General features: G+C 60.2%; 13 protein-coding genes. 8 read left to right on the top strand and 5 right to left on the bottom strand.

The window, feature by feature from the left end:
* Positions 1–507 precede the first annotated feature (507 nt).
* The 7 genes from PMI34_RS02855 to PMI34_RS02885 all read left to right on the top strand — a co-directional run bounded on the left by PMI34_RS02855 (position 508) and on the right by PMI34_RS02885 (position 12,526).
* The gene (locus PMI34_RS02855) at positions 508–2,559 is read left to right on the top strand and encodes a putative bifunctional diguanylate cyclase/phosphodiesterase (RefSeq protein WP_008053557.1); all 2,052 of its coding nucleotides are present in this window, start codon (positions 508–510) and stop codon (positions 2,557–2,559) included.
* 299 nt (positions 2,560–2,858) lie between these two features.
* Positions 2,859–4,208, top strand: a complete 1,350-nt coding sequence (locus tag PMI34_RS02860) for an imelysin family protein (protein WP_008053555.1) — start codon at positions 2,859–2,861, stop codon at positions 4,206–4,208.
* A gap of 293 nt (positions 4,209–4,501) precedes the next feature.
* Positions 4,502–5,929, top strand: coding sequence for a di-heme oxidoreductase family protein (locus PMI34_RS02865; protein ID WP_008053554.1), 1,428 nt, complete (start codon positions 4,502–4,504; stop codon positions 5,927–5,929).
* 27 nt (positions 5,930–5,956) lie between these two features.
* Positions 5,957–7,021 carry an imelysin family protein gene (locus PMI34_RS02870; protein ID WP_008053549.1) on the top strand — a complete coding sequence of 355 codons (1,065 nt, stop codon included), beginning with the start codon at positions 5,957–5,959 and terminating at the stop codon, positions 7,019–7,021.
* Between the two features lie 14 nt (positions 7,022–7,035).
* Complete coding sequence (locus PMI34_RS02875; RefSeq protein ID WP_008053547.1) at positions 7,036–8,136, top strand: DUF1513 domain-containing protein; 1,101 nt, start codon at positions 7,036–7,038, stop codon at positions 8,134–8,136.
* Positions 8,137–8,337: 201 nt separating this feature from the next.
* Positions 8,338–9,486: an efflux RND transporter periplasmic adaptor subunit gene (locus PMI34_RS02880; protein ID WP_008053546.1), complete on the top strand. Its 1,149-nt coding sequence runs from the start codon at positions 8,338–8,340 to the stop codon at positions 9,484–9,486.
* 13 nt (positions 9,487–9,499) lie between these two features.
* The gene (locus tag PMI34_RS02885) at positions 9,500–12,526 is read left to right on the top strand and encodes a multidrug efflux RND transporter permease subunit (protein WP_008053545.1); all 3,027 of its coding nucleotides are present in this window, start codon (positions 9,500–9,502) and stop codon (positions 12,524–12,526) included.
* A 193-nt stretch (positions 12,527–12,719) separates the two neighbouring features.
* Here the strand turns inward: PMI34_RS02885 and PMI34_RS29450 are convergent, their stop codons facing one another.
* The 5 genes from PMI34_RS29450 to colR form a co-directional block, all read right to left on the bottom strand.
* The gene (locus tag PMI34_RS29450; RefSeq protein ID WP_081498116.1) at positions 12,720–12,947 is read right to left on the bottom strand and encodes a hypothetical protein; all 228 of its coding nucleotides are present in this window, start codon (positions 12,945–12,947) and stop codon (positions 12,720–12,722) included.
* A 2-nt stretch (positions 12,948–12,949) separates the two neighbouring features.
* Positions 12,950–13,663: a lipopolysaccharide kinase InaA family protein gene (locus tag PMI34_RS02890; protein ID WP_008053544.1), complete on the bottom strand. Its 714-nt coding sequence runs from the start codon at positions 13,661–13,663 to the stop codon at positions 12,950–12,952.
* Positions 13,664–13,667: 4 nt separating this feature from the next.
* The gene (locus tag PMI34_RS02895) at positions 13,668–14,336 is read right to left on the bottom strand and encodes a class I SAM-dependent methyltransferase (RefSeq protein WP_032829902.1); all 669 of its coding nucleotides are present in this window, start codon (positions 14,334–14,336) and stop codon (positions 13,668–13,670) included.
* 154 nt (positions 14,337–14,490) lie between these two features.
* Entirely contained in the window at positions 14,491–15,765 is a 1,275-nt protein-coding gene (locus PMI34_RS02900; protein WP_008053542.1) for a sensor histidine kinase, read from the bottom strand.
* Entirely contained in the window at positions 15,755–16,438 is a 684-nt protein-coding gene (gene colR, locus PMI34_RS02905) for a two-component system response regulator ColR (RefSeq protein ID WP_007985839.1), read from the bottom strand. Before colR ends, PMI34_RS02900 begins: the two co-directional genes overlap by 11 nt.
* A gap of 217 nt (positions 16,439–16,655) precedes the next feature.
* On the opposite strand from colR, the gene PMI34_RS02910 reads away from it, so the two are divergent.
* A complete protein-coding gene (locus PMI34_RS02910) occupies positions 16,656–17,399 on the top strand; it encodes a phosphatase PAP2 family protein (RefSeq protein WP_008053541.1) in 744 nt (247 codons plus the stop codon).
* Positions 17,400–17,472: the final 73 nt, after the last annotated feature.

Raw genomic sequence — 17,472 nt, 5'->3', positions numbered from 1 at the left:
AGCGAAGCCGACCGGAGGGCAATGCCCCCGGATGGACACCGGAGCGAAGGAACCCCGAGCCACAGCGAGGGGCCGTACGTAAGGGGCGAGACCTTTTGGTTACTTTTGGCTGGGCCGGCACTCCGGGCGTTTGCCAAAAGGGACTCGCCGTAAGGGCGAAACCATAAGCCGCCGTTACCGCAGAAACGGATATGTACTCGGTTAAAAATCCAAACCAACCCACAGAATCCAAGTCATTTTCCGACGATGAAACAAACCGTCCAGCCCTTGCCCCACCGCCACAGACGGCTAACATCAAACAAAAGGAAAATATCTCCACCCTCGCCCCTCAAGTTGAAGGACTCGACAACCGACACAGTGCTAATAGGCTAACTCGCCAGGACAACTGCAAATCGGCCAAGCTGCAGGCAAAATCCCCCAAGGATGATTGTCCCTTTGACTGCCATCACGGGATTGCCAATACTCATGGCAACTTGATGCTACCCGCACGGAACAAGGAATAACCCTTTGAAGCTGGAACTCAAGAACAGCTTGTCGGTGAAGTTGCTCCGGGTCGTGCTCCTGTCGGCATTGATCGTCGGCGTGGTCTTGAGCTGCGCACAGATTGTGTTCGATGCCTATAAAACACGCCAGGCCGTCGCCAGCGATGCCGAACGGATCCTCGACATGTTTCGCGACCCCTCGACCCAGGCCGTCTACAGCCTGGACCGGGAAATGGGCATGCAGGTGATCGAAGGCCTGTTTCAGGACGAAGCCGTGCGCAAGGCCTCCATCGGCCATCCCAATGAAGCCATGCTCGCGCAAAAAACCCGCGAATTGCAGCACTCCAACAGTCGCTGGCTGACCGACCTGATTCTTGGCAAGGAACGCACCTTCACCACCCAACTGGTCGGCCGCGGGCCCTACAGCGAGTATTACGGCGACCTGAGCATCACCCTAGATACCGCCAACTATGGCCAGGGGTTCATTGTCAGCTCGGTGATCATCTTCATCTCGGGCGTCCTGCGCGCACTCGCCATGGGACTGGTGTTGTACCTGGTCTACCACTGGCTGCTGACCAAGCCGCTGTCGCGGATCATCGAGCACCTCACGGAAATCAATCCGGATCGTCCCAGCGAGCACAAGATTCCGCTGCTCAAGGGGCACGAGAATAACGAACTGGGCATCTGGATCAATACCGCCAACCAGTTGCTCGAATCCATCGAACGCAATACCCATCTGCGTCACGAAGCGGAAAACAGCCTGTTGCGCATGTCCCAGTACGATTTCCTGACGGGGCTGCCGAACCGCCAGCAATTGCAGCAGCAACTGGACAAGATCCTCATCGACGCCGGCAGACTGCAGCGCCGGGTCGCGGTGCTGTGTGTCGGCCTCGATGACTTCAAGGGCATCAACGAGCAGTTCAGCTACCAGACCGGCGACCAGTTGCTGCTGGCCCTGGCCGATCGCCTGCGCGGTCACAGCGGTCGCCTGGGCGCCCTCGCCCGCCTCGGTGGCGACCAGTTCGCCCTGGTCCAGGCCGATATCGAGCAGCCCTACGAAGCCGCCGAGCTGGCGCAAAGCATTCTCGATGACCTGGAAGCGGCGTTTGCCCTCGACCATCAGGAAATCCGCCTGCGCGCCACCATCGGCATCACCCTGTTCCCCGAGGACGGTGACAGCACCGAGAAATTGCTGCAAAAGGCCGAGCAGACCATGACGCTGGCCAAGACCCGCTCACGCAACCGCTATCAGTTCTATATCGCCAGCGTCGACACCGAAATGCGCCGCCGCCGCGAGCTGGAAAAAGACCTGCGCGATGCGTTGATCCGCAATCAGTTCTACCTTGTCTACCAGCCGCAGATCAGCTACCGCGACAACCGCGTGGTGGGCGTCGAAGCCCTGATTCGCTGGCAACACCCCGAGCACGGGATGGTGCCGCCGGACCTGTTCATCCCGCTGGCCGAACAGAACGGTACCATCATTGCCATCGGCGAATGGGTGCTGGACCAGGCCTGCAAACAACTACGCGAATGGCATGACCAGGGCTTCTCCGACCTGCGCATGGCGGTGAACCTGTCTACGGTTCAATTGCACCACGCCGAACTGCCACGGGTGGTCAACAACCTGCTGCAGATGTACCGCCTGCCACCGCGCAGCCTGGAGCTGGAAGTCACCGAAACAGGCCTGATGGAAGACATCAGCACCGCGGCCCAGCACTTGCTCAGCCTGCGCCGCTCCGGCGCGCTGATCGCCATCGACGACTTCGGAACCGGCTATTCGTCCTTGAGCTATCTCAAGAGCCTGCCCCTGGACAAGATCAAGATCGACAAGAGCTTCGTCCAGGACCTGCTCGATGACGACGACGATGCGACCATCGTTCGCGCCATCATCCAGCTGGGCAAGAGCCTGGGCATGCAGGTGATTGCCGAAGGCGTGGAAACCGCCGAGCAAGAGGCCTACATCATCTCCGAAGGCTGCCACGAAGGTCAGGGCTATCACTACAGCAAGCCGCTGCCGGCACGGGAACTGGGCGTTTACCTCAAGCAGGCCCAACGCAGCAATGCGGCCATCCTCTGAAACAACGCAGCCTTTGTAGCAGCTGGCGGAGCCTGCGTTCGGCGGCGCAGCCGTCGTAAACCCTGACGACGCAGTTCGCCTGACACACCGAGGTGCCTGATCTCACGACGGCTGCGCCGCCGAACGCAGGCTTCGCCAGCTGCTACAAGGCTGCGGTCTTTTGATTTGCAGCAAAACACCCGCTGAATAAGAAATATTTACAGGTACAACCCTTTACACATAATGCGAAAGATTTGCATTATGTCGCAGTTTTGCGTGTGCAAGCACGACTCCACCCCTATCGAAGCAGGATGTTCGCCATGATTCGTATGCCTCTGGCTACCGCCAGTCTGTTGGCCATCGCTATTTCCCTCGCCGGTTGCGGCGAAGGCAAAGACCAAGAAAAAGCTGCCGCGCCAGCTGCCAGCACTGCGGCTGCCCCGGCTGCTCCAGCCGCTGCGCCTGCCGCTGCCGGTAAAGTCGACGAAGCCGCCGCCAAAGCCGTTGTCGCCCATTACGCCGACATCGTTTTCGCCGTTTACAGCGATGCCGAATCCACCGCGAAGACCCTGCAAACCGCCGTAGACGCCTTCCTTGCCAAACCGAACGACGACACCCTGAAAGCCGCCAAGGCTGCCTGGGTTGCCGCTCGCGTGCCTTACCTGCAGAGCGAAGTGTTCCGCTTCGGCAACACCATCGTTGACGACTGGGAAGGTCAGCTGAACTCCTGGCCACTGGACGAAGGCCTGATCGACTACGTCGACAAATCCTACGAACACGCCCTGGGCAACCCTGGCGCCACTGCCAACATCATTGCCAACACTCAAGTGCAGATCGGCGAAGACAAGGTCGATGTCAAGGACATCACCCCGGCAAAACTCGCCAGCCTGAACGAGCTGGGCGGTTCCGAGGCCAACGTCGCCACCGGCTACCACGCCATCGAATTCCTGCTCTGGGGCCAGGACCTGAACGGTACCGGCCCTGGTGCCGGCAACCGTCCGGCTTCGGACTACCTGGAAGGCAAAGGCGCTACCGGCGGTCACAACGATCGTCGTCGTGCCTACCTGAAGTCCGTAACTCAGCTGCTGGTCAGCGACCTGGAAGAAATGGTCGGTAACTGGAAGCCGAACGTGGCCGACAACTACCGCGCCACCCTGGAAGCGGAACCGGCTGAAACCGGCCTGCGCAAAATGCTGTTCGGCATGGGCAGTCTGTCCCTGGGCGAACTGGCGGGCGAGCGCATGAAGGTTTCCCTGGAAGCCAACTCCCCGGAAGACGAACAGGATTGCTTCAGCGACAACACCCACAACTCGCACTTCTACGATGCCAAGGGCATTCGTAACGTGTACCTGGGTGAATACACCCGTGTCGACGGCACCAAAATGACCGGCGCCAGCCTGTCGTCCCTGGTGGCGAAGGCCGATCCGGCTGCCGACACCGCGCTCAAAGACGACCTGGCCGCCACCGAAGCCAAGCTTCAGGTCATGGTCGACCACGCCAACAAGGGTGAGCACTACGACCAGTTGATCGCTGCCGGCAACACCGCAGGCAACCAGATCGTCCGTGACGCCATCGCTTCCCTGGTCAAGCAGACCGGTTCGATCGAAGCCGCCGCTGGCAAACTGGGCATCAACGACCTGAACCCGGACAACGCTGATCACGAATTCTGATCAACGCTGGCTGAATGAAAAAGGCGACCTTCGGGTCGCCTTTTTTTTGCCTGATCGTTGGGTGATGCTGATGGCCCCATCGCGGGCAAGCCCGCTCCCACAGGTTCGCTGGCGTTCACTGCCTCTGTGTACACCTCCAATCCCTGTGGGAGCGTGACTTGCCCGCGATGGCTGCGCCGCGGTCTCAAGTGAAAACCCTGCCCCACATCAAGCAAACGATAATTCCTCTTATTCAAATTCCCATCCCCTGTTAGACTTTGCGCCCTCGTTTTGCTCGTCTTGCAGGATATCTGATGCCCTCGCTGCCTCTTCGCTTGTCCGCGCTGTTTCTGGCCCTGGGCCTGAGTGCCTGCGATGACGCCCCGAAATTCACCCGGGCCGAACCCGGTGAAGCCCGCTCCGGCGGCAGTGCGACGGTGCGCAAGACCGATCAGAACGCGTTTTCCATGCCCTCGGCGAACCTGCCGCCGTCACGGCGCGTGGATTTCAGTGTCGGCAACAGCTTCTTCCGCAGCCCCTGGGTGATCGCCCCGTCGACGACGACCGCTCGCGATGGCCTCGGTCCACTGTTCAACACCAATGCCTGCCAGGGCTGCCACATCAAGGACGGTCGCGGCCATCCGCCGACTCCCGACGATGTGAATGCTGTGTCGATGCTGGTACGCCTGTCGATTCCCGACGCCCCGGCGTATGCCAAGGTCATCGAACAGCTCGGCGTGGTGCCGGAGCCCGTCTACGGCGGCCAGTTCCAGGACATGGCCGTCCCCGGCGTGGCCCCCGAAGGCAAAGTGCGGGTCGATTACACCGCCGTGCCGATTCGCTTCAAGGACGGCACCGAAGTCGAGCTGCGCAAACCAAGGCTGAACATCACCCAGCTGGGCTACGGCCCGATGCACCCCGACACCCGTTTCTCGGCCCGCGTAGCGCCGCCGATGATTGGCCTGGGCCTGCTCGAAGCGATTCCCGACGAGGCGATACTGGCCAATGCCCAAGCACAGGCCAAGGCGAACAACGGCATCAGCGGGCAACCGAACCGGGTCTGGGATGACGCCCGGCAAAAGACCGTACTGGGACGATTTGGCTGGAAAGCTGGGCAACCGAACCTCAATCAACAGAATGTCCACGCGTTTTCGGGAGATATGGGGCTCACGACCAGCCTTAAACCCTTTGATGACTGCACGGACGCGCAAACGGCCTGCAAACAGGCACCCAGTGGCAACGGCCCCAATGGCGAGCCGGAAGTCAGCGACAACATCCTGCGCCTGGTGCTGTTTTACAGCCGTAACCTCGCCGTTCCGGCCCGCCGTGACGTCAACGCGCCAGAAGTGCTGGCCGGCAAGACTTTGTTTTATCAGGCCGGTTGCCAGTCCTGTCACACACCGAAATACACCACCGCCGCCAACGCCGCCGAACCTGAACTGGCCAATCAAGTGATTCGCCCGTACAGCGATCTGCTGTTGCATGACATGGGCGACGGCCTGGCCGACAACCGTAGCGAATTCCAGGCCAGCGGCCGTCAATGGCGCACCGCGCCGTTGTGGGGCATCGGCCTGACACAAGCGGTCAGCGGCCACACCCAATTCCTGCACGACGGCCGCGCCCGCAACCTGCTCGAAGCCGTGCTCTGGCATGGCGGCGAGGCACAAGCGGCGCAGCAACAGGTTTTGTCTTTCAATGCCGAGCAACGCGCCGCGCTGCTGGCGTTCCTGAATTCCCTTTAACACGCATTCCACTCGCGGGAGCCCGACATGTTCCGTCCCAAACTGTTGTTCACCAGCCTTGCCGCCCTCGCCCTGAGCGCCTGCTCGCCCCAGGACCCGCAAGCGGTCACGTCGGCGGCCATCGCCAAGTCGGTGATCCTGCCGACCTACACCCGCTGGGTTGAAGCCGATCGTCAATTGGCGGTCAGCGCCCTCGCCTACTGCGAAGGCAAGGAAAACCTGGAAACCGCCCGTGCTGACTTCCTGCATGCACAAAAAGCCTGGGCCGAGCTGCAACCATTGCTGATCGGGCCATTGGCCGAAGGCAACCGTTCGTGGCAAGTGCAATTCTGGCCGGACAAGAAAAACCTGGTCGGCCGTCAGGTCGAGCAACTGGTCACCGCCCAGCCGCAAATCGATGCCGCCGCCCTGACCAAGTCCAGCGTTGTGGTACAGGGTCTCTCGGCCTACGAATACATTCTGTTCGACAGCAAGCCTGACGTGGCCAACCCTGAGCAGAAGAGCAAATACTGCCCGCTGCTGGTCGCCATCGGTGAACGCCAGAAGCAATTGGCCGAAGAGATTCTGCAAACCTGGAACAACACCGACGGCATGCTCGCGCAAATGAGCAAATTCCCGAACCAGCGCTATGCGGACTCCCACGAAGCGATCGCCGACCTGCTACGCGTGCAAGTCACCGCCATCGACACCCTGAAGAAAAAACTCGGCACGCCAATGGGCCGACAGAGCAAGGGCGTGCCGCAACCGTTCCAGGCCGATGCATGGCGTAGCCAGGCCTCCCTGACCAGCCTGGAAGCCAGCCTCGCGGCCGCCAAAACGGTCTGGGAAGGTGTGGACAACAAAGGCCTGCGCGGACTGTTGCCGAGCGAACAGAAGCCGTTGGCCGACAAGATCGACGCCGCCTATGCCGCCTCGCTGAAACTGTTCGCCGGCAACCAGCGCTCGTTGACCGACATGCTCAATGACGAGGCCGGCCGCCAGCGACTCAACGAGCTGTATGACAGCCTCAACGTCGTGCACCGCCTGCACGAGGCCGACCTGGCCAAGGCGCTGGGCATCCAACTGGGCTTCAACGCCAACGACGGTGACTGATGAGGGACGGTTCCATGCTGCGACGCCAGGTTCTGACATTAGGTAGTTTGTTGCTGGGTGCAGTGACGCTGGGTGGCTGGAAGCTGTTCAGGCAAAAGGACAAGAGTCCGTTGTTGCTTTCGGCACGGGACGATACCGACGGCCAGCATTACGCCGTCGGTTATCGTCTGGATGGTACCCAGGTGTTTGCCACCCGGGTCGGCCAGCGTTGCCACGACATCGTCAACCACCCGACACTGCCGATCGCGCTGTTCGTCGCTCGCCGTCCGGGGACCGAGAGCTACCTGATCGACCTGCGCAACGGTGCACTCTTGCAAACCCTGGTGTCACAGCCGAACCGGCACTTCTACGGGCACGCGGTCATTCACCACAGCGGCGACTGGCTGTACGCCACCGAAAACGACACCACCGATCCGGGTCGCGGCCTGCTCGGCGTGTACAGATTCGAAGGCGAACGGCTGGTGCACAGCGGTGAGATTTCCACCCACGGCCTCGGTCCGCACCAGGTGTCGTGGATGCCCGATGGCGAAACCCTGGTGGTGGCCAACGGCGGGATTCGCACCGAGGCCGAAAGCCGGGTGGAGATGAATCTCAACGCCATGGAACCGAGCCTGGTCCTGATGCATCGTGACGGCACCCTGCTGAGCAAGGAAACCCTCGCCCAGCAGATGAACAGCGTGCGTCATCTGGCCATCGCCAGCGACGGCACCATCGTCGCCAGCCAGCAGTTCATGGGCGCGGCTCACGAGTCGTCGGAGTTGCTGGCGATCAAGCGGCCCGGTCAGCCCTTCGTCGCGTTCCCGGTGCCCGAGCACCAGTTGCAGGCCATGGGGCACTACACCGCCAGCGTCGCGGTACACAGCGACTTGCGCCTGGTAGCGTTGACCGCACCGCGGGGCAACCGCTTTTTCATCTGGGACCTGGACAGCGGTGAAGTACGCCTTGACGCGCCACTGCCCGATTGCGCCGGGGTCGGAGTCGTGGCCGATGGTTTTGTCGTGACCTCGGGCCAGGGGCGCTGCCGCTACTACGACTGCCGCCAGACAAACCTGGTCGCAAAACCACTGGAGCTACCCGCAGGGCTCTGGGACAACCATCTGCACCTGATGGCCTGAATCATTGAAAAGATCGCCCCCCTGGGCCGCGCCTGCATCGGGATGACGTATACCCCGCAGGCGCGACCCGAAGCGGCGAATCTTTTCAGGCTTTCACCCCTCTAATACCTCATAACCTGTAAAAACGGCAGTTGGATTACCCTCTACACTCCCGGTAATGTGCCCCGCTGTCTCACCTGATTCTCTCCAAGGAACTGGAATATGCTGCGTCGCCGCATGCTGATCATGTTGGGTGTGGTTCTACTGATTGTGCTGGTCCTGGCTGCATACAAAGCCTTCTCGATCTACACGATGGTTCAAGGCTTCTCTGTGCCCCGGCCGGCCATCAGCGTTGCCGTGGCCACCGCCACCGAGCGCCCGTGGCAAGTCCGTCTGCCCACCGTTGGCACGCTCAAGGCATTGCAGGGCGTGGACCTGAGCCTGGAGACCGATGGCACCGTCATCGATGTCCAGTTCGAGTCAGGGCAGAAGGTCAAGGCCGGTCAGCCCATTGTCCGGCTCGACAGCGCCGTGGAAAGCGCCTTGCTCGAAACCGCCCTGGCCGACCTCGGGCTGGCCCAGCTGGACTACAACCGTGGCAGCCAGCTAGTGGGCAGCCAGGCGATCTCCAAAGGTGAGTTCGACCGACTCTCGGCGGTCCTGAAAAAGAGCAGGGCCACGGTCAATCAGCTCAAGGCCGCGCTCGAGAAAAAACGCATCATCGCGCCGTTCAGCGGCACCATCGGCATTCGTCAGGTGGACGTCGGCGACTATGTGGCCAGCGGCACCATGATCGCCACCCTGCAAGACCTCAGTAGTCTGTACGTCGACTTTTTCGTGCCCGAGCAGTCGGTGCCGAAGATTGCGCTTGGCCAGCCGGTGCAGGTCATTGTCGCGGCGTATCCGACCCTGGAGTACCCCGGCACCATCAGTGCAATCAACCCTAAAGTCGAGAACAGCACCCGTAACGTGCAGGTCCGCGCCACCCTGGCCAACCCCGATGGCAAGTTGATGCCAGGCATGTTCGCCAGCCTCCAGGTGCTCCTGCCCGACCCGCAGCCGCGCATTGTGGTACCGGAAAGCGCGATTACCTACACGCTCTACGGCAACTCGGTGTATGTGGCCACACCAAAGAAGGCCGAGGATGGCAGCCTGGTAAAGGACGACAAGGGCCAGCCGGTGCTGATCGCCGAACGGCGTTTTGTCGAGACCGGTGAACGCCGCGACGGGCAAGTGATGATCACCAAAGGTGTGCAGAGCGGCGAGAAAGTGGTGACCGCCGGCCAGCTCAAACTGGATAACGGCTCACGCGTTGCCATCAGCGACGACAAGACCCTGGCCGGGCAGAACAGCCCGACACGCGCGGACTGATCAAGGAATTCCCATGGCTTTTACCGACCCGTTCATCCGCCGTCCGGTTCTCGCTACCGTGGTCAGTCTGTTGATCGTGCTGCTGGGCTTCCAGGCCTGGAGCAAGCTGCCGCTACGCCAGTACCCGCAAATGGAAAACGCCCTGATCACGGTGACCACCGCCTACCCCGGGGCCAACGCCGAGACCATCCAGGGCTACATCACCCAACCGATGCAGCAAAGCCTGGCCAGCGCCGAGGGCATCGACTACATGACCTCGGTCAGTCGCCAGAATTTCTCGGTGATCTCGATCTACGCGCGCGTCGGCTCCAACAGCGACCGTCTGTTTACCGAGCTGCTGGCCAAGGCCAACGAGGTCAAGAACCAGCTGCCCCAGGACGCTGAAGACCCGGTGCTGAGCAAAGAGTCTGCCGATGCGTCAGTGCTGATGTACATCAGCTACTTCAGCAAGGAGTTGAGCAACCCGCAGATTACCGATTATCTGTCACGGGTGATCCAGCCCAAGCTGGCGACCTTGCCCGGTATGGCCGAAGCCGAGATCCTCGGTAACCAGGTATTTGCCATGCGCCTGTGGCTGGACCCGATGAAGCTGGCGGGATTCGGCCTCAGTGCCAGCGATGTGACCAACGCGGTGCGCCAGTACAACTTCCTCTCTGCCGCCGGCGAGGTGAAGGGCGAATACGTGGTCACCAGCATCAACGCCAATACCGAACTCAAGTCCGCCGAAGCCTTCGGGACAATTCCGCTCAAGGTCGATGGCGACAGCCGTGTGCTGCTGCGGGATGTGGCACGTGTGGAAATGGGGGCGGAAAACTACGACTCCATCAGCTCGTTCGGCGGCACCCCTTCGGTGTACATCGGTATCAAGGCGACGCCCGGCGCCAACCCGCTGGAAGTGATCAAGGAAGTGCGCAAGATCATGCCGGACCTGGAGGCCCAGCTACCGCCGAACCTGAAAGGTGAAATCGCCTACGACGCCACCCTGTTCATCCAGGCTTCGATCGACGAAGTGGTAAAGACCCTGTTCGAAGCGGTGCTGATCGTGATCGTGGTGGTGTTCCTGTTCCTCGGGGCCCTGCGCTCGGTGGTGATCCCGGTGGTGACCATCCCGCTGTCGATGATCGGCGTCATGTTCTTCATGCAGATGATGGGGTACTCGATCAACCTGCTCACCCTGCTGGCGATGGTTTTGGCCATCGGCCTGGTGGTGGATGACGCCATCGTGGTGGTGGAAAACATTCACCGTCACATCGAGGAAGGCAAGACACCGCTCGAGGCCGCCATTGAAGGCGCCCGGGAAATCGCCATGCCGGTGGTTTCGATGACCATCACCCTGGCGGCGGTGTACGCACCGATCGGCTTCCTGACCGGCCTGACGGGGGCGCTGTTCAAGGAGTTCGCCCTGACCCTGGCCGGCGCGGTGGTGATTTCCGGTATCGTCGCCCTGACCCTGTCGCCGATGATGTGTGCGTTTCTGCTGCGTCACGACGAGAATCCCAGCGGCCTGTCCCATCGCCTGGACATGATTTTCGAACGCCTCAAGCGCCGCTACCAGAGCCTGCTTCACGGCACCCTCAACACCCGGCCGGTGGTGCTGGTGTTCGCCGTGATCGTGTTGTGCCTGATCCCGGTCCTTCTCAATTTCACCAAATCTGAACTGGCGCCGGATGAGGACCAGGGCATCATTTTCATGATTGCCAACGCCCCGCAACCAACCAACCTCGACTACCTGAACACCTACACCGACGAGTTCGTCTCGATCTTCAAGGCGTTTCCCGAGTACTACTCGTCGTTCCAGATCAACGGCTTCAACGGCGTGCAATCGGGCATCGGCGGTTTCCTGCTCAAGCCATGGGACGATCGCAGTCGAACGCAAATGGCGATCCTGCCCGAGGTACAGGCCAAACTGGAAAAGATCCCGGGGCTGCAGATCTTCGGCTTCAACTTGCCGTCACTGCCGGGCACCGGCGAAGGCGTGCCGTTCCAGTTCGTCATCAACTCCGCCAACGATTACGAATTGCTGCTGCAGGTGGTCGACCGGGTCAAAAAACGTGCGAAGGAATCCGGCAAGTTTGCGTTTGTCCACGTTGACCTGGCCTTCGACAAGCCGGAGGTAGTGGTGGATATCGACCGCGCCAAGGCTGCGCAGATGGGAGTTTCCATGCAGGACCTGGGGGGAACCCTGGCGACCCTGCTGGGTGAAGGCGAGATCAACCGATTCACCATTGAAGGTCGCAGCTACAAGGTCATTGCCCAGGTCGAGCGGCCGTTCCGTGACAATCCGGATTGGCTCAACAACTACTACGTGAAAAACACCAAGGGTGAACTGTTGGCGTTGTCGACCCTGATCACCGTCACCGACCGCGCTCGACCGAGGCAACTGAACCAGTTCCAGCAACTCAACTCGGCCATCCTGTCCGGCGTGCCGCTGGTGAGCATGGGGGAAGCCATCGACCTCGTGCGCCAGATCGCCCGGGAAGAGGCCCCCGCCGGCTTTGCTTTCGACTACGCCGGCGCATCGAGGCAGTACGTACAGGAAGGCAGTGCCCTGTGGGTCACCTTTGCCCTGGCACTGGCGATCATTTTCCTGGTGCTGGCGGCCCAGTTCGAAAGCTTCCGCGACCCGCTGGTGATCCTGGTCACCGTACCCCTGTCTATCTGCGGCGCATTGATTCCGCTGTTCCTGGGGTGGTCGAGCATGAACATCTATACCCAGGTCGGGCTGGTGACCTTGATCGGGCTGATCAGCAAGCACGGCATCCTGATCGTCGAGTTTGCCAATCAGCTCCGCAAGGACAAGGGCCTGACCGCACGGGAAGCGGTGGAGGAAGCGGCGGCCATCCGGCTGCGTCCGGTGTTGATGACCACCGCGGCGATGGTGTTTGGCATGGTGCCATTGATCATCGCCAGCGGTGCTGGTGCGGTCAGCCGGTTCGACATCGGCACGGTCATCGCGACGGGCATGTCGATCGGCACGTTGTTCACCCTGTTTGTGTTGCCGTGCGTCTACACGGTGCTGGCCAAACCGGATAAACCCTGATGCAGAGAAACCTGTGGGAGCGGGCTTGCTCCGGGCGGCGTTCCGACGAATGCGGCTCAACATTCAACAAAGATGTTGCCTGACACACCGCTTTCGCGAGCAAGCCCGCTCCCGCATTGAATCGTGCAGGTTGAAAATCAGGGCAAAAAAAGGCCTCGCAAGTGCGAGGCCTTTCATTTTGGCTTCAATCGGTTCAACTCTGCGGCCTCAATCCCTGAGAAAGACCGAACATGAACAGCAACAAGTCATGATCGGGTCGAGTGGACACGGATGCCTTGGCAACCCGTGGCAACGGACAATGTTCTTCTGCGTTTATCGAACTGAGAACCTGGGGGCGTGGTTGCTCCCAGGTTGCCATCGCGATCGATGCAACTGCCAAGGCTCCTACCAGAAACAAACCTCGTGCAATTTCGAGTTTCATCGCTATAAACCCTTGATAGCGCTGCCAAACGCCGTCTCATAAAAGTAGATGAGCTTTTTCCAGTCTGCATCGCTGAACGACGAGTGGCGACGCAACTGCTTCAAGTCATGGACAGCTGCGCGATTGGCGGTCAAACGCTGTCGGCATTTCTCCAGATCGATCAGGGCAACCTCGACCTTGGCCGTCTCGCCCTCACCGGTCACGCGAACGAAAACATGCTTGTCGTAAAGGCAACCGTGCTGCCAGCGGCCCTTGTGCATGCGAGCCAGGTTTTCAGCCAGGTCCTTGAGCACTCGGTCGTTTATGGCTTCACCATGACGCTCGCGACCGCCACCGGCGTACCAGCGATCGATTTCCTCGTAGCCGTCCAGCGACTTGGTGACCAGCAAAGCACGCCACTTGTGTACAGGATCGCCCTGTGCGCCACAGAAAACGATTTCCGGAACCCGTACGCCAAGTGCGGTCACGCCTATGAGCGCAGCATGCTCGCGCATTACCGTAGGCCGCCCGAAAGGGTGCTGCAAGCTACGATGGATATGCCCGGTCTGGCGCTTGACGTAGAGCAATTGACCATCACTGCCCATCAGGCGTTGAACGCCGCTTTCCCCGCCGCGACGGACGTTGGGTTCTTCAACCCATTCACCGCGCTGATTCCAGAAGTAATCGAAGCGATCCTGGGGAACGACTTCCGTTTCTGCTGCACACTGCACTGCCATCCTGTTACCTCTTGCGTAATACATAAACTCGCCACATGGCATAGAGCGGCAAAAAGTCCAGTTGTTCCTGGATGCGGAAACCCGCCTGCTCAAATTCCTTTTCTACGGTAGCGACCGGTAACACAAAGCGGTTTTGGTAACCTTCCTGCCCACGGGTTTTCTCCGAACGCTTGCGTTTCCAGGCCTTGAAGTTGCCATCGACCCACAGCGAAAGGATCACGCTATCACGGGAAACCCGCTCGAATTCACGCAAAATAGCCATGCGATGCTCGGCTTCACCAATGTGGTGGAGCAATCGCATGCAAAAAATGCTGTCGACGGAGTTGTCCGGCAAGGCGATGTCGAATGCGGATGTGTGCAAGGGTTGTACCCGTTTCACCACATCGACAGGTTGCGCCTGGGTTGCGATCTTCAGCATGGACTCCGAATTATCGGCACCGATGATCACGCGGTTGGATTTTTCCGCCAACAAGGGCCAGAAACGTCCTGCACCACAAGGTAAATCGAGGACCAGACCAGGTTCGCCAACCAGGGCCAACGCCTTACGCGCCATTTGCTCATCACGCCAATGGGACAATTGACGGCCGAGACCTTCCTTGTGTTTGCGCAAATAGCGTTGCGCGTGTTGATCGTCGTACTTTTCCGAAAAATCGAGTTTGATCGGGCCGTCCATCATCAGGTCTCCTGAACTTCTGATAGCAACTACCTTAGATTTTGCGGTGTCGACGACTGGTCATCCATTTGTGAAAATATCGTTAGGCGAAGCCCGGAAGTATTACAGGGTTTTTCAGAATTGATAGGGTTTGCCGGGTGCCTGACACAACAGATCATGTTCGAGACAGCTCCACCTGAAAACGGCAGCCACTGGGCTCCATCGTAGTCAGGCTGACGTTCCAGCCCTGGTTTTCACAGATCCGCTGCACCAGTGAAAGCCCCAGGCCCAAACCTTCCCCGCGTTTTTCAGTGCCCCGAACGAAGGGTTCGAACATCGCCTCGCGTTTTTCCTCGGGAATGCCCACACCGCTGTCTTCGACCAGAAATCCCGTGCCCGTCAGGCTCAAGCGAATGAAGCCCCGTTCGGTGTAGTGCAAGGCGTTGCGCAGCAAGTTCCCCATTACCGCATGCAGGAACGTCGCGTTGTAACCCTTGACCTCGGGGTCGCCCGGTTCGAAGATCAGTTCCAACCCTTTGCTTTCGATAGGTTCGCGCCACAGACCGACCAGGTCCTCGGCCACCTGGCCCAGGGACTGCTGCGGCGACATGCTGGCATCTTCGCGCTGGGCACGGGCCAGCATCAGGAAGGTTTGCACCAGCTCACGCATTTCTTCACATGCCCGGGCAATACGCTCGACCTGAGCGCGACCGCGCTGATCGATACCTGGGTTTTCCAGCAGCAACTCGCAGGAACTGGCCAGGATCATCAGGGGGGTACGCAATTCGTGGCTGACGTCGCTGGTGAACAAACGCTCGCGGTTCAGGGCCTGACGCAAGCGTCCGAGGGTGGCGTCGAAGGCCACGGCCAGTTCGCCCACTTCGTCAGCGGCGTAATCCGGCGCCAAGGGGGGAGCCAAACCCAGCAGTTGATCGCGATGGCGCACCTGGCGGGCCAGCCGCACCACCGGCGCCATGACCCTGCGTGCCAGCACCCAGCCAAGAAACACCGCCAGTGCCAGGCTCAGCACGAAACCCACCAGCACCACGGCAAACAGCACCCGTTCACGCTCTTCGAAGTCGCTCTGGTCCTGCAACAGCACGTAACGTCGGCCGTCAACGATTTCGACCATGGCGTGGTACGACAGGTTTTCACGGAACACTTCGTGGAAACCCGGCTCCAGGTGCCGCAAATCCTTGGGCAACCTGAAATCGCCCGGCCCGTTGCTGAAGTAGAACAATTGGTCCGGTTCGGGGCGGTGGCTCCAGTCCGTGACATTGTCCATCAACAACAGGCGCTGCAAATCGCCGCCCAGACCGGCCGAAATCAGCTTTTCCTCCACCAGGTGCACGGTCGCCACGATGCCCATGGCAAAGGCGCCCGCCACCAGTGCGCTCATCAGCGCAAAGGCAATGATGATGCGTTGAGCAAGGCTCTGCTTAAACTCCATCACGGCCCTCGGCCAGGCGATACCCCACACCGTGCACGGTTTGCAGCAATGGCTTGGCGAAAGGCTTGTCGATCACCTGGCGCAATTGGTGGACATGGCTGCGCAGGCTGTCGCTGTCCGGGCAGTCGTCGCCCCAGAGCGCCTCTTCAAGAATTTCACGGCGCAGCACATGAGGGCTTTTCTGCATCAGCACGGCCAGCAACTTCAGGCCGACCGGGTTGAGTTTCAGCAACCGGCCTTCGCGAGTGACTTCCAGGGTGTCCAGGTCGTAGCTCAGGTCGCCGACCTGCAAGGTCCGTCGCCCGCCGCCCTGGGTACGGCGCATGACCGCTTCGATACGCGCTGCCAGCTCTGAAAGGGCAAACGGTTTGATCAGGTAGTCATCGGCGCCGGACTTGAAGCCTTGCAGACGGTCATCCAATTGATCGCGGGCCGTGAGCATGATCACCGGCGTTTCGCGGCGAGCATCCTCGCGCAGGCGCTTGCACAAGGTGTAGCCATCGATGCCGGGCAACATGATATCGAGCACGATCAAATCGTAGTGCTCGGTGGCCGCCAGATGCAGGCCCGACAGACCATCCTGAGCGCAATCCACGGTATAGCCTTTGAGCCCCAGGTAATCGGCCAGGTTGGCCAGGATATCGCGGTTGTCTTCAACCAATAGAATTCGCATGGGTATCTCTCCGTCCACAGTAACGGCCGTCGTGGCCCGCGCAGCTTAAGGCCAAGTGTGACTCAGGGCTAGGATTGCATGCTGCTGTAACCGTTGAAATCAAACGTTTGCTGCATTAACGACTTTTTCACTATCGACTCACACGTTGACGACATAATCGGGTTCAAACTCTGCGCGGCTGCGCATTTCAGAACACTTTTCCGACCAAGGAACTCGCATGGTTTCGACCCTAGCCCGCCCCGCTCCTCGTCCGCTCAATTTCTGGGTGTGCCTTGGAGTCCCTGCCGTTGCCGCGATCATTCTGGTGTTGCTCGAATTGACCAGTCTGGACATGGACCTGGCCAGGCTGTTTTACGACCCGGTCGCCGGGGAATTCATCGGACGCCACAGTTACTTCCTCGAGGACATCCTGCACGATCGCGCCAAGCAAGTGGTCATCGCCTTCTCGGTGTTTGCCATCCTCGGCTTCATCGCCTCGTTCTTCATGGCCAGGCTCAAACCGTTCAAGCGGGAACTGGGTTGCCTGGTGCTCTCGCTGGGGCTGGCGACGTCGTTTGTCACGCCGATGAAAGCGGTGACGGCGGTGCAATGCCCATGGAGCCTTGAGCAATTCGGCGGCCATGAGACGTACAGCGAACTGTTGAGCCCTCGCCCGCATACCGATAAACCGGGACGTTGCTGGCCCGGCGGCCATGCAGCCACCGGCTTCACCCTGTTTGCCCTGTTTTTCGTATTGCGTGACCGTCGCCCGCGCATGGCTCGCGCAGCGTTGGTCTTCGCCTTTGCCCTCGGCTCGGTGTTCTCCATCGGGCGGATGATGCAGGGCGCACACTTCTTCTCGCACAACGTGTGGACGGCGGTGTTCTGCTGGCTGATTTGTCTGGGGTCGTATTACTACGTTCTGTATCGACCGGCCTTGAGGGCTGATCGCGAGATGAATGCAGAACCGGTCAGCGCCTGACTTGACGCCATCGCGGGCAAGCCCGCTCCCACAATGGATCGATGTGAACATTGAAGTCCGGGCAATAAAAAAC

This window comes from Pseudomonas sp. GM74 (assembly GCF_000282455.1).
In the GTDB taxonomy this organism is placed as follows: domain Bacteria; phylum Pseudomonadota; class Gammaproteobacteria; order Pseudomonadales; family Pseudomonadaceae; genus Aquipseudomonas.
Note: the sequence above shows the minus strand (reverse complement) of the source record. Positions and strands in the feature narration are given on the sequence as shown.

Excerpts from the sequence above, each read along its gene's own strand:
- PMI34_RS02860 (WP_008053555.1), top strand. The coding sequence starts at position 2,859 with ATGATTCGTATGCCTCTGGCTACCGCCAGTCTGTTGGCCATCGCTATT.
- PMI34_RS02865 (WP_008053554.1), top strand. The coding sequence starts at position 4,502 with ATGCCCTCGCTGCCTCTTCGCTTGTCCGCGCTGTTTCTGGCCCTGGGC.
- PMI34_RS02870 (WP_008053549.1), top strand. The coding sequence starts at position 5,957 with ATGTTCCGTCCCAAACTGTTGTTCACCAGCCTTGCCGCCCTCGCCCTG.
- PMI34_RS02875 (WP_008053547.1), top strand. The coding sequence starts at position 7,036 with ATGCTGCGACGCCAGGTTCTGACATTAGGTAGTTTGTTGCTGGGTGCA.
- PMI34_RS02880 (WP_008053546.1), top strand. The coding sequence starts at position 8,338 with ATGCTGCGTCGCCGCATGCTGATCATGTTGGGTGTGGTTCTACTGATT.
- PMI34_RS02885 (WP_008053545.1), top strand. The coding sequence starts at position 9,500 with ATGGCTTTTACCGACCCGTTCATCCGCCGTCCGGTTCTCGCTACCGTG.
- PMI34_RS29450 (WP_081498116.1), bottom strand. The coding sequence starts at position 12,947 with ATGAAACTCGAAATTGCACGAGGTTTGTTTCTGGTAGGAGCCTTGGCA.
- PMI34_RS02890 (WP_008053544.1), bottom strand. The coding sequence starts at position 13,663 with ATGGCAGTGCAGTGTGCAGCAGAAACGGAAGTCGTTCCCCAGGATCGC.
- PMI34_RS02895 (WP_032829902.1), bottom strand. The coding sequence starts at position 14,336 with ATGGACGGCCCGATCAAACTCGATTTTTCGGAAAAGTACGACGATCAA.
- PMI34_RS02900 (WP_008053542.1), bottom strand. The coding sequence starts at position 15,765 with ATGGAGTTTAAGCAGAGCCTTGCTCAACGCATCATCATTGCCTTTGCG.
- colR (WP_007985839.1), bottom strand. The coding sequence starts at position 16,438 with ATGCGAATTCTATTGGTTGAAGACAACCGCGATATCCTGGCCAACCTG.
- PMI34_RS02910 (WP_008053541.1), top strand. The coding sequence starts at position 16,656 with ATGGTTTCGACCCTAGCCCGCCCCGCTCCTCGTCCGCTCAATTTCTGG.